21 protein-coding genes are annotated in these 25,653 nt (G+C 60.3%); 8 read left to right on the plus strand and 13 right to left on the minus strand.

The window, feature by feature from the left end:
• Nucleotides 1-5 precede the first annotated feature (5 nt).
• From WD429_RS10860 to WD429_RS10870, 3 genes are all read right to left on the minus strand, one after another.
• Entirely contained in the window at nt 6-1,613 is a 1,608-nt protein-coding gene (locus WD429_RS10860) for a carboxyl transferase domain-containing protein (RefSeq protein WP_368422194.1), read from the minus strand.
• Nucleotides 1,614-1,697: 84 nt separating this feature from the next.
• Entirely contained in the window at nt 1,698-2,864 is a 1,167-nt protein-coding gene (locus WD429_RS10865) for an isovaleryl-CoA dehydrogenase (protein ID WP_368422195.1), read from the minus strand.
• Between the two features lie 42 nt (nt 2,865-2,906).
• Nucleotides 2,907-3,335 (minus strand): MerR family DNA-binding transcriptional regulator, encoded by a 429-nt coding sequence (locus WD429_RS10870; RefSeq protein ID WP_368422196.1) that lies wholly within the window; start codon nt 3,333-3,335, stop codon nt 2,907-2,909.
• Between the two features lie 118 nt (nt 3,336-3,453).
• Here WD429_RS10870 and WD429_RS10875 point away from each other — a divergent pair, with 118 nt between their 5' ends.
• Genes WD429_RS10875 through WD429_RS10885 form a run of 3 tightly spaced genes read left to right on the plus strand, consistent with a single transcriptional unit; the run spans nt 3,454 to nt 6,585 of the window.
• Nucleotides 3,454-4,215 carry an SDR family NAD(P)-dependent oxidoreductase gene (locus WD429_RS10875; protein WP_368422197.1) on the plus strand — a complete coding sequence of 254 codons (762 nt, stop codon included), beginning with the start codon at nt 3,454-3,456 and terminating at the stop codon, nt 4,213-4,215.
• 25 nt (nt 4,216-4,240) lie between these two features.
• Entirely contained in the window at nt 4,241-5,392 is a 1,152-nt protein-coding gene (locus tag WD429_RS10880) for an acyl-CoA dehydrogenase family protein (RefSeq protein ID WP_368422198.1), read from the plus strand.
• 11 nt (nt 5,393-5,403) lie between these two features.
• Nucleotides 5,404-6,585, plus strand: a complete 1,182-nt coding sequence (locus WD429_RS10885) for an acetyl-CoA C-acyltransferase (protein WP_368422199.1) — start codon at nt 5,404-5,406, stop codon at nt 6,583-6,585.
• A gap of 339 nt (nt 6,586-6,924) precedes the next feature.
• Here the strand turns inward: WD429_RS10885 and WD429_RS10890 are convergent, their stop codons facing one another.
• A complete protein-coding gene (locus tag WD429_RS10890) occupies nt 6,925-7,203 on the minus strand; it encodes an ACT domain-containing protein (protein ID WP_368422200.1) in 279 nt (92 codons plus the stop codon).
• Complete coding sequence (gene ilvG / locus WD429_RS10895; protein ID WP_368422201.1) at nt 7,200-8,906, minus strand: acetolactate synthase 2 catalytic subunit; 1,707 nt, start codon at nt 8,904-8,906, stop codon at nt 7,200-7,202. The genes WD429_RS10890 and ilvG overlap by 4 nt, the downstream gene beginning before the upstream one ends.
• Nucleotides 8,907-9,239: 333 nt before the next feature.
• Between ilvG and WD429_RS10900 the strand changes: the two genes are divergently transcribed.
• The 3 genes from WD429_RS10900 to WD429_RS10910 all read left to right on the plus strand — a co-directional run bounded on the left by WD429_RS10900 (nt 9,240) and on the right by WD429_RS10910 (nt 15,449).
• Complete coding sequence (locus WD429_RS10900; protein ID WP_368422202.1) at nt 9,240-10,322, plus strand: efflux RND transporter periplasmic adaptor subunit; 1,083 nt, start codon at nt 9,240-9,242, stop codon at nt 10,320-10,322.
• Nucleotides 10,323-10,327: 5 nt separating this feature from the next.
• On the plus strand, nt 10,328-13,399 hold the full coding sequence (locus WD429_RS10905) for an efflux RND transporter permease subunit (protein ID WP_368422203.1): 3,072 nt from the start codon (nt 10,328-10,330) through the stop codon (nt 13,397-13,399).
• 172 nt (nt 13,400-13,571) lie between these two features.
• Nucleotides 13,572-15,449 carry a 7TM diverse intracellular signaling domain-containing protein gene (locus WD429_RS10910; protein WP_368422204.1) on the plus strand — a complete coding sequence of 626 codons (1,878 nt, stop codon included), beginning with the start codon at nt 13,572-13,574 and terminating at the stop codon, nt 15,447-15,449.
• On the opposite strand, the gene WD429_RS10915 is transcribed toward WD429_RS10910, so the two are convergent.
• A complete protein-coding gene (locus WD429_RS10915; RefSeq protein WP_368422205.1) occupies nt 15,422-16,870 on the minus strand; it encodes an amidase in 1,449 nt (482 codons plus the stop codon). The genes WD429_RS10910 and WD429_RS10915 overlap by 28 nt on opposite strands.
• A gap of 30 nt (nt 16,871-16,900) precedes the next feature.
• Nucleotides 16,901-17,680 carry a co-chaperone DjlA gene (gene djlA, locus WD429_RS10920; protein ID WP_368422206.1) on the minus strand — a complete coding sequence of 260 codons (780 nt, stop codon included), beginning with the start codon at nt 17,678-17,680 and terminating at the stop codon, nt 16,901-16,903.
• Between the two features lie 73 nt (nt 17,681-17,753).
• On the opposite strand from djlA, the gene alkB reads away from it, so the two are divergent.
• A complete protein-coding gene (gene alkB, locus WD429_RS10925) occupies nt 17,754-18,404 on the plus strand; it encodes a DNA oxidative demethylase AlkB (RefSeq protein ID WP_368422207.1) in 651 nt (216 codons plus the stop codon).
• 8 nt (nt 18,405-18,412) lie between these two features.
• Here alkB and WD429_RS10930 read toward each other — a convergent pair whose 3' ends face one another.
• From WD429_RS10930 to WD429_RS10945, 4 genes are all read right to left on the minus strand, one after another.
• Nucleotides 18,413-19,594, minus strand: coding sequence for an NAD(P)/FAD-dependent oxidoreductase (locus tag WD429_RS10930; protein WP_368422208.1), 1,182 nt, complete (start codon nt 19,592-19,594; stop codon nt 18,413-18,415).
• Between the two features lie 22 nt (nt 19,595-19,616).
• On the minus strand, nt 19,617-20,672 hold the full coding sequence (locus WD429_RS10935) for an NAD(P)-dependent alcohol dehydrogenase (protein WP_368422209.1): 1,056 nt from the start codon (nt 20,670-20,672) through the stop codon (nt 19,617-19,619).
• A gap of 144 nt (nt 20,673-20,816) precedes the next feature.
• Nucleotides 20,817-21,620, minus strand: coding sequence for a PhzF family phenazine biosynthesis protein (locus WD429_RS10940; RefSeq protein ID WP_368422210.1), 804 nt, complete (start codon nt 21,618-21,620; stop codon nt 20,817-20,819).
• A complete protein-coding gene (locus tag WD429_RS10945; protein ID WP_368422211.1) occupies nt 21,617-21,925 on the minus strand; it encodes a hypothetical protein in 309 nt (102 codons plus the stop codon). The genes WD429_RS10940 and WD429_RS10945 overlap by 4 nt, the downstream gene beginning before the upstream one ends.
• A 178-nt stretch (nt 21,926-22,103) precedes the next feature.
• On the opposite strand from WD429_RS10945, the gene WD429_RS10950 reads away from it, so the two are divergent.
• The gene (locus WD429_RS10950; protein ID WP_368422212.1) at nt 22,104-23,513 is read left to right on the plus strand and encodes a PLP-dependent aminotransferase family protein; all 1,410 of its coding nucleotides are present in this window, start codon (nt 22,104-22,106) and stop codon (nt 23,511-23,513) included.
• On the opposite strand, the gene WD429_RS10955 is transcribed toward WD429_RS10950, so the two are convergent.
• Both WD429_RS10955 and WD429_RS10960 read right to left on the minus strand, forming a co-directional pair.
• The gene (locus WD429_RS10955) at nt 23,502-24,146 is read right to left on the minus strand and encodes a response regulator transcription factor (RefSeq protein ID WP_368422213.1); all 645 of its coding nucleotides are present in this window, start codon (nt 24,144-24,146) and stop codon (nt 23,502-23,504) included. The two genes, WD429_RS10950 and WD429_RS10955, sit on opposite strands and share 12 nt — an antisense overlap.
• Nucleotides 24,139-25,629 (minus strand): sensor histidine kinase, encoded by a 1,491-nt coding sequence (locus tag WD429_RS10960; protein ID WP_368422214.1) that lies wholly within the window; start codon nt 25,627-25,629, stop codon nt 24,139-24,141. Before WD429_RS10960 ends, WD429_RS10955 begins: the two co-directional genes overlap by 8 nt.
• Between the last annotated feature and the right edge of the window lie 24 nt (nt 25,630-25,653).

The raw sequence follows: 25,653 nt of genomic DNA on the forward strand, positions 1-25,653 counted from the left end.
CTCCGTCACATGCGGAACACGCCGAAGCGTGTTGGCTTGGCCGGGCGGTTAAGGGTGGCGGACAGGCTGAGTGCAACCACTTCGCGGGTCTGGGCCGGGTCGATCACGCCGTCGTCCCACAGGCGGGCGCTGGCGTAATACGGATGGCCCTGATGCTCGTAGGAGTCGACGATGGGCTTCTTGAAATCGGCCTCTTCGTCGGTGCTCCAGTCCTGGCCTTTGCGCTCCATGCCTTCGCGCTTGACGGTCGCCAGCACGCCGGCGGCCTGCTCACCGCCCATCACCGAGATGCGCGCGTTGGGCCACATCCACAGGAAGTCGGGGCTGTAGGCGCGGCCGCACATGCCGTAGTTGCCGGCACCAAAGCTGCCGCCGATCAGTACGGTGATCTTGGGTACGTTGGCGCAGGCCACGGCCATGACCATTTTGGCCCCGTGCTTGGCAATGCCTTCGGCTTCGTGTTTCTGACCCACCATAAAGCCGGTGATGTTCTGCAGAAACAGCAGCGGGATGTTGCGCTGGCAGCAGAGTTCAATAAAGTGCGCGCCTTTCTGGGCGGACTCGCTGAACAGGATGCCGTTGTTGGCGATGATGCCGACCGGGTAGCCGTGGATGTGGGCAAAGCCGGTGACCAGGGTCTGGCCGTAATAGCGTTTGAATTCGTCAAATTCGGAGCCGTCGACGGTGCGGGCAATGACGTCGCGTACGTCGAACTGTTTGCGCAAATCGGTGCCGACGATGCCGTAGACTTCTTCGGCGTTGTAAAGCGGCGCTTTGGGTTTGCGGATCTCCACGTCCGCCGGTTTGCGGCGGTTGAGGTTGGAGATGCAGCGTCGGGCGATTTCCAGGGCGTGGGCGTCGTTTTCTGCGTAATGGTCGGCTACGCCGGAGATTTTGCAGTGTACGTCGGCACCGCCAAGATCTTCGGCACTGACGACTTCCCCGGTGGCGGCTTTTACCAGCGGTGGGCCAGCGAGGAAGATGGTGCCCTGTTCTTTGACGATGATGGATTCATCCGCCATGGCGGGTACGTAGGCACCGCCGGCGGTGCACAGGCCCATCACAACGGCGATCTGGGGGATGTCGTCGGCGGACATGCGGGCCTGGTTGAAGAAGATGCGGCCGAAGTGGTCGCGGTCCGGGAAGACTTCGTCCTGTCTTGGCAGGTTGGCACCGCCGGAATCTACAAGATAGATGCAGGGCAGGCGGTTCTGCAGGGCGATTTCCTGGGCGCGCAGGTGTTTTTTCACCGTCAGCGGGTAGTAGCTGCCGCCTTTGACCGTTGCGTCGTTGGCGATGATCATGCATTCGGTGCCGGAGACGCGGCCCACGCCGGCGATGACGCCGGCGGCGGGGACGTCTTCGTCGTAGACGTTGTAGGCGGCGAGTTGGCCGATTTCGAGGAACGGGGAGCCGTCATCGAGCAGTTGGTTGATGCGTTCCCGGGGCAGCAGTTTGCCTCTTGCCAGGTGGCGTTCCTGGTAGGTGGGGCCGCCGCCTTGCTGGATGGTGGCTACTTTGTCCCGCAGGTCGGCCACGGCTTGTGCCATGGATTCCTGGTTGGCCTGGAATTCATCGGACCTGGGGTTTACTTTGCTTTGGAGCACGGTCATGTTTTTGTTCCCTCAAGATTTGGGGGCGTCCGGGGCTGGCGGGCTGTCTTCTGACTTCAAATGACGAATGCCTGAAGCGACGGTTTATTTGTTCAGGAACAGTTCCCGGCCGATCAGCATTCTGCGGATCTCAGACGTGCCAGCACCGATTTCGTACAGTTTCGCGTCTCGCAGCAGGCGGCCTGTCGGGTATTCGTTGATGTAGCCGTTGCCGCCGAGCAGCTGGATCGCGTCCAGGGCCAGTTTGGTGGCCATTTCGGCGGAGTAGAGGATCGCGCCGGCGGCGTCTTTTCTGGTGGTCTCGCCGCGGTCGGCGGACATGGCGACCATGTAGACGTAGGATTTGGCGGTGTTCATCCAGGTGTACATGTCGGCGACTTTGCCCTGGACCAGTTCGAACTCGCCGATGGCCTGGCCGAACTGTTTGCGTTCGCGGATGTAGGGCACGGTGACGTCGAGGGCGGCCTGCATGATGCCCAGGGGGCCGCCGGAGAGTACGAGGCGTTCGTAGTCGAGGCCGCTCATCAGCACTTTGGCACCGTTGCCTTCGCCACCGAGGATGTTTTCACGGGGTACTTTGCAGTCTTCGAACACCAGTTCGCAGGTGTTGGAGCCGCGCATGCCGAGTTTGTCGAGTTTTTGGTGGCGGCTGAAGCCGGGGGCGTCGCGTTCTACGATGAAGGCGGTGACGCCACGGGAGCCGGCCTGGGTGTCGGTTTTGGCGTAGATGACGTAGGTGTGGGCGTCGGGGCCGTTGGTGATCCACATTTTGGTGCCGTTCAGGACGAAGTGGTCGCCTTCGTCGCGGGCACTGAGTTTCATGGAGATGACGTCGGAACCGGCGTTGGGTTCGGACATGGCCAGCGCGCCGACGTGTTCGCCGCTGAGCAGTTTTGGCAGGTAGGTCTGCTTCTGTTCTTCGGTGCCGTTGCGGTGGATCTGGTTCACGCACAGGTTGGAGTGGGCGCCGTAGGACAGGCCAACGGAGGCGGAGGCGCGGCTGATCTCTTCCATGGCGATGACGTGCGCCAGGTAGCCCATGTCGGAGCCGCCGTATTCTTCTTTTACGGTAATGCCCAGTAGCCCCATGTCACCCATTTTCCGCCACAGGTCCATGGGGAATTCGTTGTTGCGGTCGATTTCTTCCGCACGGGGCGCAATTTCTGCCGTGGCGAAGCCGTTGACCTGCTCGCGCAGCATGTCCAGGGTTTCGCCGAGGCCGAAGTTGAATTCCGGGTATTGTGATTTCATCGTTGGCTACCTTGGTGTTCTCAATAAGTTGGCGCTTGGGGATCAGGCCCTCGCGCGTTCTGTGGTCTCTTGTTTATCTTTTCTGTTCTGCAGTTCTGTCAGGGCTTCGCGGCAGCGGGTTTCAGCTGTCTCTATTTCCATTTCCGCCTGGGCGATGTCGTTTTTCTGCTGTTCCAGTTGTTCGCGTTTGTTGTTAAGAATGGTCAGCATTTTGAGTAACTGTTTTTCGTTACCGGTGAGGGTTTCGTCCCACAGGTCGAACAGTTCTTTGGTTTCTGCCAGGGAAAAGCCCATGCGTTTGCCCCGCAGGATCAGCTTGAGCCGCACCCGGTCTTTGGAGTTGAAGATTCGTGTCTGCCCTCTGCGGGAAGGCTTGAGCAGGCCTTGGTCTTCGTAGAAGCGGACGCTCCGTGTGGTAACGTCAAACTCCTTGGCGAGCTCACTGATGCTGTAAGTTGTTTTTTCTGCCATGACGATTTCCTTTTTAGACTAAGGTTAGATAAAGTTTACGTAAACGTAAAGTAAATTTTCGGGTCCAAAACCCATTTTTTGACACGAAAGACCCAACACGACAAAAAAGGATCAGGCTATGGATTTTAAAAATGTACCGGCCATTGTAACGGGTGGAGCCTCCGGTTTGGGCGAAGGCGCGGCCAGGGCACTGGCGGCGGCGGGTTGTAAGGTGGCTATTCTGGACCTGCAGAAAGAGCAGGGCGAGGCGGTAGCTCGGGACATCGGCGGGCTGTTTGTTCACTGTGATGTCAGTTCCACGGAAAGCGCCGAAGCGGCTCTGGCAGCCGCGCGGGAAGCCCATGGCCCCTGCGGGATTGCGGTCAGCTGTGCCGGTATTGCCCCGGCGGCTAAGATTCTGGGCCGTGAAGGTGTGATGCCGCTGGAGAACTTCAGCAAGGTTATTCAGGTCAACTTGATTGGTACCTTTAATATTTTGCGCCTGGCGGCGGCGGATATGGCCCAGCGCGAACCGAATGCCGATGGTGAGCGTGGCGTGATTATCAATACCGCCTCGGTGGCGGCCTATGAAGGCCAGATCGGCCAGGCCGCCTACAGTGCGTCCAAGGGTGGTGTAGTGTCGCTTACGCTGCAGTCGGCTCGGGAGCTGGCACGCGAGGGTATCCGTGTAAATACGATTGCACCGGGCCTGTTCATGACCCCCATGATGGCGGGCATGCCGGAGGAGGTGCAGGACAGCCTGGCGGCGACGCTGCCATTCCCGAAGCGCCTGGGTAAGCCGGAGGAGTTCGGCATGATGGTGGATCAGATGGTGCGCAATCCGATTCTGAACGGCGAAGTGATTCGCCTGGATTGCGCCTTGCGCATGGCACCCAAGTGATCCGTTTCGCCAATAGGAGACAATCATGACTAACCTTGTCGATCAGGAAGAGCTGGCGCTGTTCCGGGAATCCGTGATCAAGGCGCTGAAAACTGAAGTGGCTCCCCATTACGAAGCCTGGGAAAAATCCGGCATTGTGCCCCGCGAACTCTGGAACACCCTGGGCAACGCCGGCATGTTGTGCGTGGACGTGCCGGAGGATTGCGGCGGTTACGGCGCGCCCTTCCAGTATTCTGTGGTGGTGGGCGAGGAAATGGCGCGTTTGGGCTTTGGCGCGCTGTCCACCAACGTGATGGTGCATTCAGACATTGTCGCCCCCTACCTCAGCCATCTGGCCAGTGACGAGCAGAAAGCGCAGTGGTTGCCGAAGCTGGTCTCCGGCGAAGCCGTCGGTGCCATCGCCATGACCGAGCCCGGCGCGGGCAGTGATCTGCAGGCGATTCGCACCCATGCAGTGAAGGACGGCGATGAGTACGTGCTGAATGGCTCCAAGACCTTCATCACCAACGGCCAGCACGCCGACATGGTGATCGTCGCCGCGAAAACCGACCCCAGTGCGGGTGCCCGAGGCATGAGCCTGTTTCTGGTAGACACCTCGCTGCCGGGTTACAGCAAAGGCCGTAATCTGGACAAGATCGGCCAGCATTCCGGTGACACCTCCGAAATGTTCTTCTCCGACATGCGCATTCCCGCGTCCGCCCGCGTCGGCGGTGAAGGGCAGGGCTTTGCGTACCTGATGGGCGAGTTACCCCGCGAGCGCCTGGTGATCGGTGCGTTGGGTGTGGCGGCGGCACGAGGCGCGCTGGATCTGACCATCGCCTACGCCCAGGAGCGAGAGCTGTTTGGCCAGAAACTGGCGCAGCTGCAGAACACCCGCTTCGAAATCGCAAAAATGGAAACCGACTACCGCATCAACAAAGCGTTCGTTGACCAGTGCATCCGCGAATACGAAGCCGGCACCCTGGATACCGCAACCGCCTCCATGGCCAAGTACAGCGCCACCGAGATGCAGTGCCGGGTGGCGGACGGCTGCCTGCAGTTGTTCGGCGGCTACGGCTACACCACCGAATACCCCATTTCCCGGGCCTTTATGGACGCCCGCGTGCAGCGCATTTACGGCGGCACTTCGGAAGTGATGAAAGAGATCATTGCCCGGTCGGTACTGGGCAAAGCCTGAGGACAAACAACATGAGCAACACCGACGTAGTCATAGCAGGATCAGCAAGAACCCCGATGGGCGGCATGATGGGGGCCCTGAGTTCCGTGCGTTCCCCGGAACTGGGCGCGATTTCCATCAAAGCCGCCATTGAACGCTCCGGCCTGCAGCCAGCGGATATCCAGGAAGTGGTCATGGGCTGCGTACTGCCCGCAGGCCTCGGCCAGGCCCCGGCGCGCCAGGCCTCCCGCGCATCCGGCATACCCGACAGCTCCGGCTGCACCACCATCAACAAGATGTGCGGCTCCGGCATGCAGGCCGTGATCATGGCCCATGACCAGATCAAAGCCGGCACCAACCATTTCATGATCGCCGGCGGCATGGAAAACATGAGCCAGGCACCGTATCTGCTGCCCAAAGCCCGTGGCGGCATGCGCATGGGCCACGGCCAAGTGATGGACAGCATGTTCCTGGACGGGCTCGAAGATGCCTACGAAGGCGGCCTGATGGGCGTGTTCGCCCAGCGCACCGCTGACAAGTACGACATCAGCCGCCAGGCCATGGACGAATTCGCCATCGGCTCCCTGCAGAAGTCCCTGGCAGCCATCGAAAACGGCTGGTTCCGCGACGAAATCGTGCCAGTGGCGGTCTCTGGCCGTGGTGGCGACACCGAAGTAGACACCGACGAGCAGCCCGGTAACGCCAAACCGGAAAAAATCCCGCACCTGAAACCGGCCTTCGCCAAAGACGGCTCGGTGACTGCGGCCAACGCCAGCTCCATCAGCGACGGTGCCTCTGCCCTGGTACTGGCCTCCGCGGCCGAAGCCGACGCCCGCGGCCTGACACCCCAGGCTCGTATCATCGCCCACGCCACCCACGCCCGCTTGCCGGCCGAGTTCACCCTGGCCCCCATCGGTGCCATCGACAAGGTGCTCAAGAAAGCCGGCTGGTCCGTGGACGATGTCGATCTGTTCGAGATCAACGAAGCCTTCGCGGTGGTTACCCTGGCGGCGATCAATGAACTCAAACTTCCGGCGGAAAAGGTCAACGTGCATGGCGGTGCCTGTGCGCTTGGTCATCCGATCGGTTCGTCTGGTTCGCGGATCATCATTACCCTGATCAATGCCCTGAAGCAGCGAGGTCTCAAGCGTGGGGTTGCCTCGCTGTGTATTGGTGGCGGCGAGGGGACCGCTGTAGCTATCGAATTGATCTGATTCGGGAGACTGTCCTCCGTGTAGCCTGCTGGTTTGGCGGGCGGGCTTGCGGGGTGGCAGGTGGAGTTTTTTTTGGAAAAAGAACTCGCTTCGCTCAGACACCTTTTTCCGGCAAAAAATCCACCCACCACCCCGCGCCGAGATACCAAGGCGGGTTCACGACGTTAATGACTTTTTGAATCACCGTAGGTTGGATTAGCGCAGCGTAATCCAACAGGTTTTTTTGTCGGATTACGCTGCGCTAATCCGACCTACGAACTGCTTTTATCATTTGTTTTTACCAACGTATCCCCGCGTACCCGCCCCACAACCAAAAGGCTACCGAAGCCAACTCCCAAGTCAGGCCAGCCGGGCCCGAACACCAGAAGCCTGACTTAGCCCAACCTCAACCACCGTATGCAATTTCTCCAGCTGCGACTGAAGCATGGCAATCGGCCGGGTGCCCTCCAGGGTGAGCGCAATGTCGATATGTTCCCCGGCAGACTCCACGGCCATTCTGGCAATGCGAAACCCACGAATGCGGACGACCTGGCACAGGCGCTCCAGAGCGGCGGCTTCCTGGGACATGCGGCAGTTCAGGGTGTAACTGGGCATTGAGATATCCGTTTGCGGGGTCATGCTGCGTGCTCCTTGTTGGCAGGGTTGGGGCGTCGGGTTTCGTCGAGCATGTCGCGGTTGCTGGCACCGGGCTTCACGATCGGCCACACGTTTTCCTCGCGGCTGATGGCCACGTGCAGCAGCATCGGGCCGTTGTAGGCCAGGATGGTTTCGATGCCGCGGCGGATCTGGTCGGTGCGTTCAATGTGCAACGCGGGAATGTCAAAGGCGCGCGCCATGGCGACGAAGTCGGGGTTGTCGTCCAGGTTTATCTGGCTTTCCCGGTTGTTGTAGAACAGCTCTTGCTGCTGGCGGACCATGCCCAGGCATTGGTTGTCCATGATGATCAGCTTCACGGGCAGGTTATAGCGGCGGATGGTGGCCAGTTCCTGGGCGTTCATCATGAACGAGCCGTCGCCGGTGACGTTGATCACCGTGCTGTGTCTGTCGGCGAATTGCGCGCCAATGGCCGCCGGCAAGCCAAAGCCCATGGTGCCCAGGCCGCCGCTGGTGAGGTGGTGGCGTGGGTGGTCGAATTCGTAGTGTTGCGCTACCCACATTTGGTGCTGGCCCACGTCGCACGCAACGATGGTGTCGTCCGGGGCGATGCGTGAAAGCTGGCGGATGAACGCCGGGCCGGTGATCGGGGCCAGGGGTTCTTCGTTGTCTGCCGCGTGGAATCCGCCGGTGGTGTGCCAGGTGCGGCATTGGGTCTGCCAGTCGCCAATGGTCAGTGGGTTGTCCCCCAGCGCGGCGGTCAGTGCCGCCAGAATGCCGTTCAGCTCTCCGGAGATGGTCAGGTCGGTTGGGCGCAGTTTGTTGAACTCGGCGGCGTCGGCGTCGATGTGAATGGTCTTTGCGTTGGGGGCGAAGCCGTCCAGTTTGCCGGTGGCGCGGTCGTCCAGGCGGGCCCCGATAACCAGCAACAGATCGCATTCATCGACCGCTTTGTTGGCCGCGCGTGAGCCATGCATGCCCAGCATGCCGAGGTTGTAGGGATTATGTTTGCCCGGGTTGCCGATACCTTTAAGCGTAACCACCGCTGGCAACTCGGAGGCCTCGGCAAAGGCACGGAAGCTGTTCTCAGCATGGGCCAGGCTGATACCGCCGCCGCTGTAAAGCAGGGGCTTGCGAGCGGTACGCAGCATGGCGATTGCTTGGGTCAGGTCCGGGTGGCTGACACCTTGTGGCTCCGGCCGGTGGGCGGGGGCGTCGGCATCGGCCACTTCCGCCAGTAACAGGTCTTTGCGAATGTCGATCCAGACGGGGCCCGGGCGGCCGCTCTGGGCCAGTTCCATGGCTTCTTCCATGACGGCGGGCAGGGTGTTGGCGTCGTCGATCAGGTAGCTGTGTTTAACGATGCCCAGTGCCATGCCCAAAACGTCGGTTTCCTGAAACGCATCGGTGCCGATCAGGCCGGAAGGTACCTGGCCGGTGACCACCAGCATGGGGATGGAATCCCGATGGGCGTTGGCAACGCCGGTAATCAGGTTGGTGGCTCCGGGGCCTGACGTGGCAATGCACACGCCGAGCTTTCCGCTGGCGCGGGCGTATCCATCCGCGGCAAGGGCGCAGGCCTGTTCATGGCGGCACAGCACGTGTTCCACGCTTACATCGTCCACCAGCGCATCGTATAGCGGCATGATGCAGCCGCCCGGATAACCGAAAACCGTGCTGATGTGGTGGCGGTGGAACGCGTGAAGAATGTGCTGTGCGCCGTTCATGGTGGTGTTTCCCTTTTTCTTGCTGCAAAAAAAAGCCCCCGGGACCTTTCGGTGCCGGGGGCTTTTGGTGTTTTGTCAGGTTGTCGCTATCTCACCCGCTTGTCCACGCAAAAGCCCCCGGACGGTACCATTACCACTGGGACCACCAGGACTAGCTTCACAAGGACGATAACTGCGTTGAGATTCATGAGATAAGTGCGTCTGTTCAAACTTTGTCAACGGTGTTGAAAAGTTAACCCAGTGGCCGTCACTGGCGCAACCCCTTGTTTCACTTTTTTGTGATACCGTTTCAATCCTTTAATACACAACGCATGCGAAACCAAAGAGAAGAACATGAGCAAGAGCAGGTGGGGCTCCCTTGGCTTGACGGTACTGATCGTTATCGGGCTGGTGCTGTGGATGGCCAGCGGTGAGGTAAAAGTGGCACAGCAGGATGCGCCAGAGGTGGAAGACCCGGCCACTGCGGAGCGGCCACGAGTGCAGGTCGAGACTCTGGAGGCCAGGCTGTACGAGCCGGGCCTGATGCTGCAGGGGCAACTGGAACCCTGGCGTACGGTTATCATCAGCGCAGGCGTCAGCGGCACCGTTGAGGAATTGATGGTGCGGCAGGGTGAGCGAGTCGAGAAGGGCCAGCCGTTGCTGAAGCTGTCCGATGACGGCCGCCAGGCCACCGTTGACCGCTGGCAATCCCAGATCCGCAAGCTGGAGGCCGATCTGTCCGCTGCGGAGCGGCTGGGTTCCAGCAATCTGGCGAGCCAATCCGACATTCTGGGGCTGAAAAGTGAGCTTGCCGGCGCGCGGGCTGAGCTGGCTCAGGCGCGAAATTCGGTCAGTGATCTGACCCCCGAAGCGCCCTTCGATGGCGTGGTGAATCGCCGCCACGTGGACCTGGGTAACCTGGTCCAGCCAGGCGCGGATATGCTGGAGCTGGTGCAGGTGGATCGCCTGAAGGCCACGGGCCAGATTCCCCAACAATCGGTCAGCCAGGTCAGGGAGGGGCAGGCAGTGACCATTCGCTTGCTGGATGGCGGCTCACTGGAAGGCGACGTCAGTTTCGTGGCCAGTGCCGCGGATACCGAGACCCGAAGTTTCGCGGTGGAGGTCACCGTGGACAACTCTGAACTCAAGCGCGTGGCCGGTGGCAGCGCTACCTTGCGGATTGCCTTGCCGGAAACCCGGGCGATGTTTATTTCACCGGCCTACCTTTCCCTCGGTGACGACGGCCGCCCCGGCGTGCGTTATGTGGATGACAGCAACCAGGTGGTGTTCCAGACCGTGACTCTGCTCAACGTCACCACCGACGGTGCCTGGGTGAGCGGTTTGCCGGACGAAATCCAGCTGATTACCCGCGGTGGTGGTTTTGTCGCGATCGGCCAGGATGTTGAGCCGGTCGACCGCGATAGCGATCGGGGCTGACCACTATGCGCGCATTGATTCACGCGGCGCTGGACCGCAGCCGAACAACGCTTCTGACCCTGACGTTCCTGATGCTTGGCGGTATCGCCGCGTTCTACAGCATCCCCAAGGAAGCGAACCCCGACGTCACCATCCCGATGATCTACATCTCCATGACGCTGGAGGGCATCAGTCCGGAGGATGGTGAACGGCTGCTGGTCCGGCCCATGGAGCAGGAATTGCGCTCACTGGAGGGCGTCAAGGAAATGAAGGGCACTTCTTCGGAAGGCCATGCCTCGGTGATGCTGGAGTTCGATGCCGGGTTTGATCCGGATAAGGCCCTGCAGGACGTGCGCGAAAAAGTGGATACCGCCCGCGCCAAGATCCCCCAGGAAGCTGACGAGCCGCGGGTGAATGAAATCAACATATCGCTGTTCCCGGTACTCTCGATCGGGCTGTCCGGGCCACTCTCCGAACGCGAGCTGATTACCGTTGCCCGCCGGCTTCAGGATGCCGTTGAAGGTATCCCTGAGGTACTGGAAGTGGAAATCGGCGGTGACCGGGAAGACCTGCTGGAAGTGGTGGTAGACCCCCAGGTACTGGAAAGTTACGGCATCGATTTTGGTCAGCTGTCTTCGCTGGTTACCCGCAATAACCAGCTGGTGGCCGCCGGTAGCCTGGACACCGGGGCAGGGCGCATGGCGATGAAAGTGCCCGGGGTGATTGAAAATATCGAAGATGTGATGTCCATGCCCATCAAGGTCAGTGGCGACACGGTCGTGACCTTTGGCGACGTGGCCATGCTGCAACGCACCTTCAAAGACCCCACCGGCTTTGCCCGTATCAATGGCGAGCCGGCGCTGGTGCTGGAAGTGTCCAAACGTTCGGGTGCCAACATCATCGAGACCATTGCCAAGGTCCGTGGCCTGATTGAAGCGGCCGACTCGGAATTGCCGGAGGAACTTGAGGTCCGGTACATCATGGACCAGTCGACGGAAGTTCGCGACATCCTCAGTGACCTGTTGAACAATGTGTTAACCGCCATTGTTCTGGTAATCATCGTGGTGATTGCCGCGATGGGGCCACGGTCGGCCCTGCTGGTTGGCCTGACCATTCCCGGGGCGTTTCTGACCGGTATTCTGGTGATCTGGGGCATGGGGCTGACCCTCAATATTGTGGTGCTGTTCAGTCTTATTCTGGTGGCCGGCATGCTGGTGGATGGTGCCATCGTGGTGTCGGAACTGGCGGACCGGAACCTGTCCGAGGGGCAGACAGCCCGCACCGCCTGGGCGAACGCTGCCACCCGCATGGCCTGGCCGATTATCGCCTCCACCGCCACAACCCTGGCGGTGTTTGCGCCTTTGCTGTTCTGGCCGGGGGTCGTGGGCGGGTTTATGAAATACCTGCCGACCACCGTGATTATCTGCCTTGCGGCATCGCTGTTGATGGCTTTGGTGTTTCTGCCGGTTCTCGGTGGCATCAGCGGTGGCAGTCGGGCACGGCAAGCGTCTACCGGCGGGGCCATGATGGCGGGGTATCGCAAAGTTCTGGCGCGCTTGCTGGGGTCTCCCGGGTTGACCCTGATCGGTGTTCTGGTCGTGATTATCGTGATCTATGCCGGATACGCCCGCTTCAATCACGGCGTCGAGTTTTTCCCGAGTGTTGAGCCCGACTCCGCCCAAGTGCAGGTCAGGGCGCGGGGCGACCTGTCGGTGTGGGAGCGCGACAGCATCGTGCGGGATGTGGAGCAACGTCTGCAGGGCATGCCGGAAGTGAAAGCACTGTACGCGCGTTCCATGGTGGCCGTGGATACCCAGATGGCTCCGGACGTTATCGGTGTGCTGCAATTTCAGTTTACGGACTGGTTCACCCGGCGGCCGGCGAACGAGATTCTCGAGGATTTCCGCGAACGCACAGCCGATATTCCCGGCATTAAACTGGAGTTCCGCAAACAGGAGGGCGGTCCCGCCGATGGCAAGCCGGTGGAGCTCAAGGTCAGTAGCATGGAAAGCGAGAAGCTGAATGCCTACGTCGACCAGATTCTGGACCGTATGGCCGCCATGGGCGGGTTTGTCGATATCGAAGACGACCGCAGCCTGCCGGGCATTGAATGGCAGTTGAAGGTGGACCGGGAGGCCGCAGCGCGTTTTGGCACCGATGTGCTCAGTGTCGGCAGTGCCGTCCGGCTTATCACCAATGGCCTGGTTCTGGCCACCTATCGACCGGAGGAAGTGCGGGACGAGGTGGACATCGCCGTGCGGGTGCCCAATGACTGGCGCGAGCTGGATCAGTTCCAGCGCCAGACCATCAACACCCGCCGTGGTCAGGCACCGCTCTCTGAGTTCGTGTCACTGGAGCCAGGTGCCAAGACCGGCAGTATCGTTCGTGTGGATGGTCAGCGCACGGTTACCATCAAGTCAGATCTGGAGCCGGGACGCAGGGTGGCGGAACTGCTCAGTGACCTGCAGGACACCATGCCGGAAGCACCACAGGGTGTGACCCTGCAATTGGCTGGCGAGAATGAAGATCAGGAGCAGGCGGCGAACTTTCTGGCAACGGCGTTTCTGGTTGCCATCGCTCTGATGCTGCTGATTCTGGTGACTCAGTTCAACTCCCTGTATCAGACCTTCCTGATTCTGTCCGCGATTGTGCTGTCGACCGCCGGTGTGCTGCTGGGCCTGCTGCTTAACGGCCAGTCATTCGGGATCGTCATGGTGGGCATGGGGATCATTGCCCTGGCAGGCATTGTGGTGAACAACAACATCATCCTGATCGATACCTACAACCAGATGCGCAAGACCGGCCTGGCTGCCTACGAGGCCGCACTGGAAACCGGGTGCCTGCGCCTGCGCCCGGTACTGTTGACGGCCGTCACCACCGTGCTTGGGCTGATGCCGATGGTGCTGGGTATCAACGTGGACTTACTGACGCCCTCGCTGGGCATGGGCGCGCCGTCTACCCAATGGTGGACTCAACTCTCCAGTGCCATCGCCGGCGGGCTGACCTTCGCCACGGTACTGACCCTGCTGTTGACTCCGGCGCTGCTGGTGCTGGGTGATAGGACGGGGGAGCGGGTAAGAGGGCTACTGAAGCGATGATCGGGGAAAGAAACGGTGCACCATGCCACTATCGGACTTTTGTTGGCTTTTGTAGCCTTTTTTGTCGATTTGCAGCAAATGTTTGGCAAACACAGCGAACTCTGAATTTTTACGACATACTTCATTAGACCAATTAATAATAACGGTTTACCGAAACCGACCGAGGCTCATTTTGAAGAGAATTGCCTTCCGTACTCTGGTTACCCTGCTTGCCTTACTGCCTGTGGTGGCTACGGCCGAACCGGCCGAGTGGGGCAGCCACGGCAACCGCCTTGAACTGTCCCGTTTTGTCGATGTCTGGCAGGAACCGTCGGATCCGGTGCCGCTCGAGACGGTCAGGGAGCTAAGCGATGATCGCTGGACGGCCAATGGCCGCGACAGTGTCAGCCTGGGGTATGGGAATGCGGTTTACTGGTTCAGGTTAACCATTGATAACCCGACCGCCCGTGAGGCGCTCACGTTTCTGGAAATAGGGTATCCGGTTCTCGACCACATCGAGGTGTATGTGCTGAGGGATGATGATCTGGTCCAGCAGCATGTACTGGGTGACAAACAACCCTTCTACGACCGCCTGATTTATCACCGGAATTTTCTGGTTCCTTTGGAGCTGGAACCCGGTTCAGAGCTCGGTATTTATTTGAGGGTCGACACCACCAGTTCCATGCAGGTGCCATTGACGCTCTGGGATCAGGACGCTTTCTACGCCGCCGAGCAGTCGCGCAGCATGTTCGAGGGACTCTATTACGGCATTGTTCTGGTGATGCTTCTGTATAACCTGTTCGTGTTCATGGCCGTCGGTGAGCGCAGCTTTCTTCACTATGTGGGCTACATTGCGGCTATGCCATTGTTCATAGCCAGCCTGCACGGAGTCGCGTTCCAGTACTTGTGGCCGAACGCCACCTGGTGGAATGATCAGGCGATCATCGTCTTCCTGAGTTTGGCGGTGCTGTTTGGCGGTACGTTCAGCATTCGCTTTGTAAATGTGACCCGTGAAAACCATCGCTGGCTCAATAGCTGGACGGTCGGTGTTGTCATCGCCGCTGGCATGCTCGCCGCTGCAGGGTTGATCGTACCATACCGTTACATGGTTCTGCCGACCATTCTGCTGGGTGCCATTGGCTGTACCACCATGCTGGTGCTGAGTGTGGTGCGGTGGATAAAAAAAGATCCTGCCGCACGTTATTACACGTTGGCGTGGGTATTCATGCTGTTCGGCGGTATTGTGCTGGCCCTCAGCAAATTCACCGTGCTGCCCCGCAACCTGCTTACCGAGAACGCCACCCAGGTGGGGTCGGCATTGGGGGTGATTCTGCTCTCCATTGCCCTGGCTGACCGGCTGAACCGGGAAAAGAGGCGGGCGTTCGATGCTCAGCAGAGCCTTTTGAGGGAAGAGCGAAAAGCGCGAGTGGCTCAGGAAAAATCCTTGCGGGTTCAACAGGAAGCCAACACCTTCCTGGAACAACGCGTGCAGGAGCGTACCCGGGATCTGGAAACCTTGAACGAGCAGCTGCTGGAGCTGAGCGCCCGGGATGCGCTCACGGGCCTGAAAAACCGGGGGCATTTTGATCGCGTGTTCCAGTCCGCGGTGGTTAAGGCTTACCGTTTCGAGCAACCGCTGTCGGTGCTGATTCTGGACATTGACCACTTCAAACAGTTTAACGACACCTACGGCCACCTGGTGGGGGATGATTGCCTGCAAATGGTCGCGCACTGCGTTCGCCAGTATGTGACCCGGCCTCAGGATCTGGCGGCGCGGTATGGCGGTGAGGAGTTTGTGGTGCTGCTTCCGGATACCCCGGAAGAGGGCGCGTTGAGGGTTGCCGAAAAAATACGTCAGGAGATCGAGAAAACGGCGTTCCGGGTGTCTGACAAAATGCTGCACCTTACCGTCAGTATCGGTGTCTGCAGCGCCTGCCCCGAGCAGGCAGACGCCACCAAGGCGCTGTTCTGTCGCGCCGACGAGGCGCTCTACGAAGCCAAGGGCCAGGGCCGCAACCGGGTGGTGACCTGGCGGCCTTCCAGTTATTCGACAGCGACCGCCGACGCCTGAACTCTGACATTTGCCAGGGTTGGCCATGGCTGCGCTTCTTCCAGTGCGTAGGCCAACTCCAGCAGTGTTCGCTCGCCACCCTGTGGCCCCATCAATTGCACGGCAATTGGCAGATGGTTGTCCGTCTGGCCCATCGGCAGGGAGATGGCCGGCGCACCGGCCACGTTGGCCAGGGGTGTAAAGCTGACGTAGCGGGTGAGCCGGTCAAACAGCTGGCGAAAGTCCTGTTCCGGGTTGAGGTAGCCAATGGGCGGAGTGGTGTGAGCCAGCACCGGGGTCAGAACCGCATCAAAGCCGGCCATCGCACTGGCATACTCCTGAGCGCAGCGGCGAAGCCGCCACAGGGTTGTCGGCAGCTTGTAGAACTGCTGACGGAACATCCTGTCCAGGCCGTTAGTCAGGCCACCAACCCGGGATTTGTCAAACTCAGGGTGCATCAGTTTGCGGCCGTTGGCCTTGACGCCAAAGGCGAGCATTCCCCAGTAACGGGCAAAATCGTCCGGAAAGGTCGCCGGAATGGGTGCGGCCATCGGGACGATGTCGTGGCCCATGCTTTCCAGCAACCGCGCTGTCTGTTCGACGGTAGTGCGGGTGGCCTGGTCGGTGGGGTGGCCGGTGATCGAATCAACCACCAGCCCGATGCGCAGTTGCCGCGAGCCCGCACCGGCCACCATTCCCAGTTCCGGTAGCCGGGTGTTGCGAAAATGCGTTTCCGCTTCGGCGTAAAATCGTGCGGTGTCCCTGACGCTGCGGGTGACAACGCCATCGCTGACAATGTTGATGGGCAGCGACCTGGCTGCTTCATTGTTCACCACGCGACCCCGGCTGGGCTTCAGGCCTACTAGTCCACAGCAGGCAGCCGGTATGCGGATGGAACCACCGCCATCGTTGGCGTGTGCTACAGGTACCACGCCCGCCGCGACCAGTGCAGCGGAACCGCCGGAGGATGCCCCGGTCGAGTAGGCCAGGTTCCATGGGTTGCGTGAGGGCGGTGCGCCGGCATGCTCCGTGCTGGCGTTAAAGCCAAACTCTGGCAGCGAGCTTTTGCCCAGGCAAGTGTACCCTTGAGCGAGCATCTGGGCGGCAAACGCCCCGGTTGTTTCGGCAGGCCGGGGTGGTATTGCGGCAGAACCGTGGCGGGTCGGCATGCCGATGACATCCATATTGTCTTTAATGAACGTCGGAACGCCGTGGAAGAACCCCTCCGCGGACCGGGGCTCGGTGGCCTGCCCGAATGCCTCGAACACAATGCCCTGAATAAACGGCTCAACCTGCCGGGCACGCTGAATGGCGGCGGCTGTGACCTCGGGCACGGATCGCTCACCACGACGGATAAGGTTGGCCAGCGCCGTGGCATCATGGTTGCCCAGCGCGTCGTCCTGAAACGCGTGGATGGTGTCCGGTTGTTCGCGCATGGTCATGAAAAGGTTCCTCAACCTGGTGTTTTTATTCTAGCCCTCGTTTTTTCTGGCTTCTTTGATGACATCGTAGGCGTGGCTGATTTCCCCGGTACGCTCTTCCGCCATTTCCCGCATGCTTTCTGGCAAGCCGCGTCCGGCGAGTTTGTCCGGGTGATTTTCGCTCATCAGTTTGCGGTAAACCTTCTTGATTTCCGCATCACTGGCAGATGGCGAAACGCCCAGCGCCTTGTAGGCGTCGTCTACCTGTTGCGCGGTGGATGGCTGCCCGGCACCCGCCTGGCCGGCATGGGCTCCGCGAAGCATGGCTTCAAGCTGGTCTACCTGGCTCTCAGGCAAGCCCAGGCCGCGGGCAATGCGCACCAGCATGTCGTGCTCGGAGGGATGCACCACGCCGTCGGCGGCCACGGCAGACACCTGCACCTGCAAAAACATCTGCAGCAACGATGGCTGGCCACCGGTCACCCTCAGGAAATGCGCCAGTTCCGCCTCAAGGTCGAAATCCGGCTCTTTGCCGCGATTGAACGCGGCCCTGGCGGACGCTCTTTGTTGCTCGGAGAGGCGAAAACGGACGAAGAGGGCTTCGGCCACTTTGATCTCATCCTGGCTGACCACGCCGTCGGCTTTGCACAGCGCGCCCATCACCGCAAATACGGAATCGACAAAGCCGGACTGAATGTTTTTCAGTTTACCGAGCACGCGGCTCTTAAGCCGGTTGATTAGGAAGGCGCCCACGGCTGCGCCGATAAGAAAGCCGGGGAATTTACCGAGTGAGTACCCGATCAGACCGCCAATGATGATTGCAAACAGCATGGATTTCCCTTTGAAGACAAGCTATAAACGGTCGAGTATAGCCTGTCCCATGCGTGCCTGACGAGGAGCTGTAATGACGCAGGATCTGTTTGCCGATCAGCCACCTTTGCCCAAAACCGAAACAATCCGCCGCGACGCCGTCGTACTGCGGCATTTCGCCCTGGCCCGCGAGCGGATTCTGCTGGCGGCGATCGATACCATTACCGAACAGGCACCCTTTCGGCAGATGCAAACGCCTGGCGGCTATCCCATGTCGGTGGCGATGACCTGTTGTGGTGACTGGGGCTGGGTGACTGACCGTACTGGCTACCGCTATCAGACAACAGACCCTGAAACGGGCCGTTCCTGGCCCGGGATGCCGGGGGTGTTCCTTGAATTGGCCCGGGAAGCCGCGGTAACGGCGGGTTACCCCGGATTTGAGCCGGATTCGTGCCTGGTCAACCGCTACCGGCCTGGCGCGAAAATGGGCCTGCATCAGGACAAAAACGAAGTGGATTTCGACCAGCCGATTGTGTCGGTATCGCTTGGTGTGCCGGCGACCTTCCAGTTTGGGGGCCCGCAACGCAGTGACCGTCCCGAGAACCTGCCGTTGATCAGTGGCGATGTGGTGGTGTGGGGGAAGAGCGCGCGACTGTATTACCATGGAGTGCTACGCCTGAAAGAGGCTCAACATCCCCTGACCGGCGAGTGTCGCTACAACCTCACATTCCGGCGTGCACGTTAGCTCGCAGGTCAGGCATCATTCCCCGCCGCCACGCCTGACGCCCAGGCCCATTGGAAATTATGCCCACCCAGGTGCCCGGTGACGTCGACGACCTCGCCGATGAAGTACAGGTTGGGCTGCTCCAGCACCGCCATGGTCTTCGACGACAATTGCCGGGTGTCGACACCGCCAAGGGTGACTTCTGCGGTGCGGTAGCCCTCGGTGCCAGCGGGCTTGATGTCCCAATGGCTGAGCGTGTTGGCCACCTGCTCAATGTCACTGTTCTTGTAGCCCTGGAGTGGCCCCGTCCAGCCATGCAGATCGTTGAGCGCTGCCGCAAATCGCCTGGGCAGGTGTTGTGCCAGATAGTGAGCCACCGTTGACTGCGGTTTACGCTTGCGCAGGGCCACCAGATCCTCCAGGACCGAACAGCCGGGGAGCAGGTTGATGGCCAGGCTGTCACCGGGCTCCCAGAAGCTGGAAATCTGCAGCATGGCTGGCCCGCTGAGGCCGCGATGGGTGACCAGCATTGGCTCCCGAAAATGCTCGTTGTTGCAGCTGACATCCACCGGACAACTGACGCCGGACAACGGAGCCAGTTGCTCTTTCAGTTCCGGGTGCACGGTAAACGGCACCAGGCCGGCGCGGGTAGGGAGCACCGACAGGCCAAACTGCCGGGCAATGTCATAGCCCAGGCCTGTGGCTCCCATGGTGGGAATGGACAGGCCGCCGCAGGCAATGACAAGGGAATCGCAGTGTACCGTGCCTGAACCTGTGCCCAGCCGGTAACCATCGGCGGTTGCGACGATATCCCGAACCTGGGTGTTCATGCGAATCTCGGCACTAGCCCACTCGCATTCGGTCAGCAACAGGTTGAGGATGTCTTTGGCGCTGTTCTGGCAGAACAACTGGCCCGCCGCCTTTTCTTCGTGCTCGATGCCGTGCCGTTCCACCAGTTCAAGAAAATGCTGGGGGGTGTAACGTTTCAGTGCTGAAATGCAGAAATGGGGGTTATCGGACAAGAAATTTGCCGGGGTGCTGTTGAGGTTGGTGAAATTACAGCGCCCACCGCCGGACATCAGGATTTTCTTGCCCGGTTTGTTGGCGTGATCAATCACCAGGACCTTGCGGCCCCGGTAGCCCGCCGTTGCCGCACACATCAGGCCGGCGGCACCCGCCCCGATCACGATAACATCGTAGTGTGCGACCATGAAAACTCCTTAAAAAACGGTATTATCCGTTTTTCAGGGTCTTCATATCAATGACGAAGCGGTATTTCACATCGCCTTTCTTCATGCGCTCGTAGGCGTCGTTGATGTTGTGGATGTCCAGCATTTCCACATCGCAGCTGATATCGTGCTCGGCGCAGAAATCCAGCACTTCCTGGGTCTCCGGCATACCGCCGATCAGTGAGCCGGCCAGCACTCGCCGCTTGAACACCAGTGCGCCGGCTTCCAGAGGTGGCTCCACCGGTTCCAGCAAACCCACAATGATGTGGGTGCCATCGTAGTTCAGGCAGTTCAGATAGGGGTTCAGGTCATGCTGCACTGGCACGGTATCGAGCATGAAATCGAAGGTTTCTGCCGCCGCTTTCATCTGGGCATCGTCGCTGGAGATGACCACGTGATCGGCACCCTGTTTCTTCGCTTCCGCTACCTTGCTCTCGGAACGGGTGAAGATGGTAACTTCCGCGCCCAGAGCTTTAGCAAATTTCACACCCATGTGGCCGAGACCACCCATGCCGATTACGCCCACCTTGTGACCCGCCTTGACACCGTAATGGCGCAAAGGCGAGTAGGTGGTGATGCCGGCGCACAGCAGCGGAGCGGCGGCCCTGATGTCCAGTTTTTCCGGCACCCGCACCACAAACCGCTCGCTGACCACGACCCGTTCGGAATAGCCGCCGTAGGTGATGGAATGGTCGTGGCGGTCTTCGCCGTTGTAGGTGCCGGTCATGCCTTCGCTGCAGTACTGTTCCAGCCCCGCTTCACAGGCCGAGCAGGTGCGGCAAGAGTCAACCATGCAGCCAACGCCCACCACATCGCCTTCCTTGAAGGCTTTTACCTCAGGGCCGACCGCGGTGACCCGGCCGACAATTTCGTGGCCCGGCACTACCGGGTACTCGGTAACGCCCCAATCATTCTGGGTAAAATGAATGTCGGTGTGGCACACGCCGCAGTAGTCGATTTCGATGGACACGTCGTCCGGGCGGGGAGCCCGGCGCTCGATGCTATGCGGCACCACGCCTGACGACGGGGACTGGGCTGCAAATGCTTTTGTCGGTGTCATACTTCAGGCTCCTTTTCCTGGGGGCATAGGTTCCTGTGGTTCAAAGGTTCCTGTGGTCCAAAAGTTGAGGGGATCACTCCAGTTATACTCCGGTCCGTGCTGAAAATATCACCGGGAACCATGTCGGTTTTGTAACCCCGCCGGTCACAGGTAAACCCGTCCTTCCATATAGAAAGCCGCCTGGCCGGCGATGTCTACACGATTGCCTTTGAGTTCGCATCGCAGTTCGCCGCCACGCGCCGATATCTGCCGCGCCAGAAAGCGGGTGCCCCCTAGCCTGGTGGCCCACCAAGGCACCAGCACACTGTGAATGGAGCCGGTGACCGGGTCCTCGTCGATGCCGACGCCGGGGGCGAAGTAACGGCTGACGAAATCGCACTCCTCGCCACGGGCGGTGACGATCAAGCCCTGGTTGCCCAGTTGTTTCAACAGCCGCATGTCCGGTTTCGCGTTCCGCACGGCCTGTTCTGAGTCCAGTGTAAGAAGGTAATTGGTGTCGTTGGGGACAAACAGCGCGGTTTCGGGCGCGTTATCCAGGGCTTGTCGCAGCAGCGCAGGGGTGGGTTCTTCCCGCCAATCCAGTCTGGGGAAATCGAGCGTCAGCCAGCCATCGGCGCTTTGGCGAACGCCCAGAATGCCGCTTTTGGAACGCAACCGGACGCTCTCGCCCTGCCAACCCAGTTTGTTGAAAATCACCCAGGCACTGGCCAGTGTAGCGTGGCCACAAAGCGGCACTTCGGCACCGGGGGTGAACCAGCGAATCTGGAAGTCTGCATCAGCCTGATCGTCGGCGGGGACGAAAAAGGCGGTTTCCGACAGGTTGTTTTCCAATGCCAGTGCTTGCAGTGTGCTGTCATCAAGCCAAGTGTCCAAAGGCATAACGGCGGCGGGATTGCCGCCGAACAACCGGCTGGTAAACGCGTCGACCTGATAGATCGGATAACTCATTGGCGTGTCTCCTTCAGAGTTCGCTTAGCGTATTCCCGGGCTTTGCCGGTGGCAAATCGTTTAAGTTCCAGATGACTGTAAAGATGCAGTTCCGGTAGCTGGTTGGTGTGGGTCAGTACCCAGTGCTTCAGGTGCCGCTGGCTGACTCGGAACCCGAGATCCGTCAGCCATTGTATCGTGGTCTCGCTGCCACTGAGCAGAGCGTACGGCTTCAAGCTGGCGGCCAGTCCCAGCAGGTCTTTGCTGCTGGCGCGAGGTGCCGGTGATTCGACGGTTCGGGGCAGGGGCCTGGTCAGTGCGTTCATGGCGAAACTCCTTCTTCCATTGACTAGGGTTCCATTGTGTTCTGTGGTTGGTTGCCATAACAGATTCAGATAATCTGTTTTTGCACCGGTACAGATTGACTGATAAAGCATCTGTACCGGTGTAAATCCGGGTAAACTGTACTGCACGGGAAAACCGGGGCTCTGGCAGGATAGCGTTATGGGTATTCTCTATAATCAGGTAGCGGATCAGCTTCAGGCCTTGATTCGCGACGGTGTCTATCGCGAAGGTGAGCGGCTGCCCGGCGTGCGCGTGCTGAGCCGTCAGTTCGGGGTGAGTATTTCCACGGTGCTTCAGGCTCATCAGACGCTGGAGGGCAGGGGATATTTGCAGGCTCGGGAGCGTAGCGGTTATTTCGTGCGGTTACCGACCAGAGAAGTGCCGGAGCCGGTCATGCAGCGATACCGGGCACGGCCGATGCCAGTCAGTGCCCGGGATATGGCGCTGGAGCTCTGCGTTGATGAACAGAAACGCATGGTGCCTCTGGCCGCTGCGGTGCCGCACCCGGACTTCCTTCCCGTTCGCCAGATCCAGCAGTCCATCCTCTGGGCGGCCCGGCGTGGGCTGGAATATCAGGATTATGCGTTTCCCGGTAAAGAATCCTACCGCCGCCAACTGGCTCAGCGCATGGCGGCGCTGGGCGTGCCTGTCACGGCCGACGATATCCTCGCCACCAACGGTGCCCAGGAAGCCATTATTCTGGGTTTGCGAGCGGTGACGGTGCCCGGTGATATTGTGGTGGTGGAGTCGCCTTCGTTCCCGGGTATTCTCCACGCGCTGGAGCTGGTCGGCCTGCGGGTGATTGAAGTGCCCACGCACCCTTCCGACGGCCTCAGCCTGGAAGGGTTGCAGGTGGCGCTGGAACAATGGCCGGTGAAGGCCTGTGTGGTGGTGACCAATCACAGCAACCCGCTGGGCGCGCGGATGCCGGATGAGCGTAAGCGCCAATTGGTTACCCTGCTGGAAGACGCGCGGGTGCCGCTGATTGAAGACGATATCTACGGTGACCTGTTCCACAGCGGAGAACGCCCGCGCCCGGCCAAGGCCTTTGACCGCACCGGCAACGTGATTTACTGCAGCTCGTTCTCGAAAACCATTTCTCCCGGACTGCGCCTGGGCTGGATGGTGCCCGGTCGTTATATGGCCGAGGCCCGGCAACACAAGTATTTTATTAACCTGGCAACGGCGAGCATTCCGCAACTGGCGGTGGCGCATTTCCTGGAGCAGGGTGGGTATGACCGCTACCTGCGCTCGGCCCGGCAGAACTACCGGGAAACCACTGAGCGCATGCGCACCGCTGTGGCTCGCTGGTTTCCGGAGGGTACAGCGGTCAGCCGCCCTCAGGGCGGGTTTGTGCTCTGGGTGCAATTGCCCGGGAAGAATACCGGGACTGAGGTGTATCGGCGGGCCCGTGAGCACAACATCAACGTGGCCCCGGGGCTGATGTTCTCAACGGCTGACAAGTACAGCAATTGCCTGCGGCTGAACAGTGCCAACCCCTGGTCTGAGCGCATCGAAGGTGCCGTACGCCAGCTCGGGGAGCTGGCAGAGCAATCCTTAATCGGTTGAATTCCGCAAATTCAGTGGGTTGAGTAGCCCGGCGGCCACGGCTATGCCGGTTACGTCGGGCACCCGGTCCACCCCCAGCCGTTTCATCACCCGTGATCGGTACAGATCGATGGTCTTGATGCCAACCTCCAGCCGGTCCGCTATCTCCCGGCTGGTATACCCCTGAGCCAGCGGCAGGAAAACGTCTCGCTCGCGGCGGGTAAGGGTGCCGATCAGTGCGTCGGTGTCGTCATCTCCCCGCTGCTGCTGGCTGGTTTGCTGGTGGTCCTGCAGCGCCTGTTGCACGCTGTCGAGCAGCAGTTGCTCGTTAAACGGCTTTTCGATGAAATCGAACGCGCCGGATTTGAACGCCCGGACCACAATCGGCACGTCCGCATGCCCGGACACAAAGATGATCGGCAGCCGCGAGCCCCGCTTCTGCAGCTCTTCCTGTACGTTCAGCCCGCCCAGGCCCGGCATGCGCACATCCAGGATGACGCAGCCGCTCTGAACCATGTCCAGGGTATCCAGGAACTGGCGACCGTCGCGGAAGGCGGCGACCCGTAATCCCACGGATTCCAGCAGCCACTGGGTAGATTCGAGCATGCCGGCATCATCATCGACCACATAAACCGTGCTGGGGGTGTCAGTCATTCCGGGAATTCTCCGGTGGGTGTGTGGGTTGTTTCCGTGTTGTCACAGTGGGCGGAAAGCGGCAGGTCAGTGTCAGGCCGCCAGGTCTCGCGCGGGTTGCATCCAGGAACCCGCCAAACCCTTCGATAATGGACCGGCTCATGGACAGACCAAGGCCAAGGCCCTGGGGTTTGTTGGTATAAAACGGGGTAAACATGTCCCTCAGGCCGTCGTCGTCCAGACCGGGGCCTTCATCGGTTACCTGGATCAGGGTTTCCCGGTCGTGGTTGGTGCAGCTTGTAATGGTAATGTGGGCGGGCGAAGCGCGGTCGGTTCGGCCGGACTCCTGCGTTGCCTCAATGCCGTTGCGAACCAGATTCATCAGCACCTGCTCGAGTAACATGGGGTCGGCGGTCACTACCGGGCTGGGATCGGCCAGACCGTCTTTGATGACGGTGCCGCTTTTCTCCGCGTCCCACTGGCACAGTCGAACCACGTTGGTGATCACGTCATTGATGGCGATGGGCGCGGTGCGCTTCTGGCCTTTGTGCAGAAAGGCCCGCAAGCGCTTGATCACTTCCGACGCCCGGTTGGCATGGTGGGTAATTCGCTGCAGGCCCTCGTCCACCCGATCCAGGCACTCCGGGTTGTCTCGTGCCTGTTTCAGGTAGCGCTGGCTGGCGCTGGCAAAATTCACGATGGTCGCCAGTGGCTGGTTCATCTCGTGGGCGATGCTCGACGCCAGTTCGCCGAGGGTGGCCAGCCGTGCGGTGTGGGCGAGTTCATCCGCCAGCCGCCGATTATTTTCCTCCGACTCCACGCGGGCGGTAATGTCTCGAGACACGCTCACCACTTCGATGACGGCGCCGGTGTAGGTTTCCCGGATGGCGCGGCTGGCAATTTCAAACCAACGCAGGGTACCGTCCCGATGAGTGATTTCCAGGGTCATGGTGGCGTAGCCGTCGTCTCGCAGTATGCGGCGGGTGTCCTGGAGTTGCTGGCTCACTCCGGCACCCTGGAAGATGTCTTCGAGTGGCTTACCGCGAAGCTCTTCTGGCCAGTAGCCCAGCAACCGCCAGGACGCCGGCGTGGCGTCGATAAAACGGCCATCGGGTGCATGGCGCGAGATCAGGTCGGTGGTGTTTTCGGTGATCAGCCGGTAAAGGCGGCTGGCGCGGGTTGCTTCGTCCAGCGCGCGAATATCGTTGGTGGCGTTCCGGCCCCGGGCGATGACTCGGCCCGCCTCCTCCAACGGCACAAAGGTCCACAGCAGGATGCAGTTGGCAATGCGGCTTTCCACCGCTTCAATGGCGCGGCCCTGATCCAGGCAGGCTGCCACCAGTGCCCGGCTGTTCACCGGCAACAGCGCCGAGACGTCGTCACAATGGTCGCACAGTGTTCTGGCGGCCTTGTTGTGCTCCAGAATCCGACCCTGATGATCCAGTAACAGGGTGGCTTCCGGGTCAAGATCCTGAAGTGGGCTAAGATGAATCAGGGTAGACAATCCTATGCAATGACGATTTTATAG

It is taken from the genome of Marinobacter sp., from assembly GCF_040904845.1.
Taxonomy (GTDB): Bacteria; Pseudomonadota; Gammaproteobacteria; order Pseudomonadales; family Oleiphilaceae; genus Marinobacter.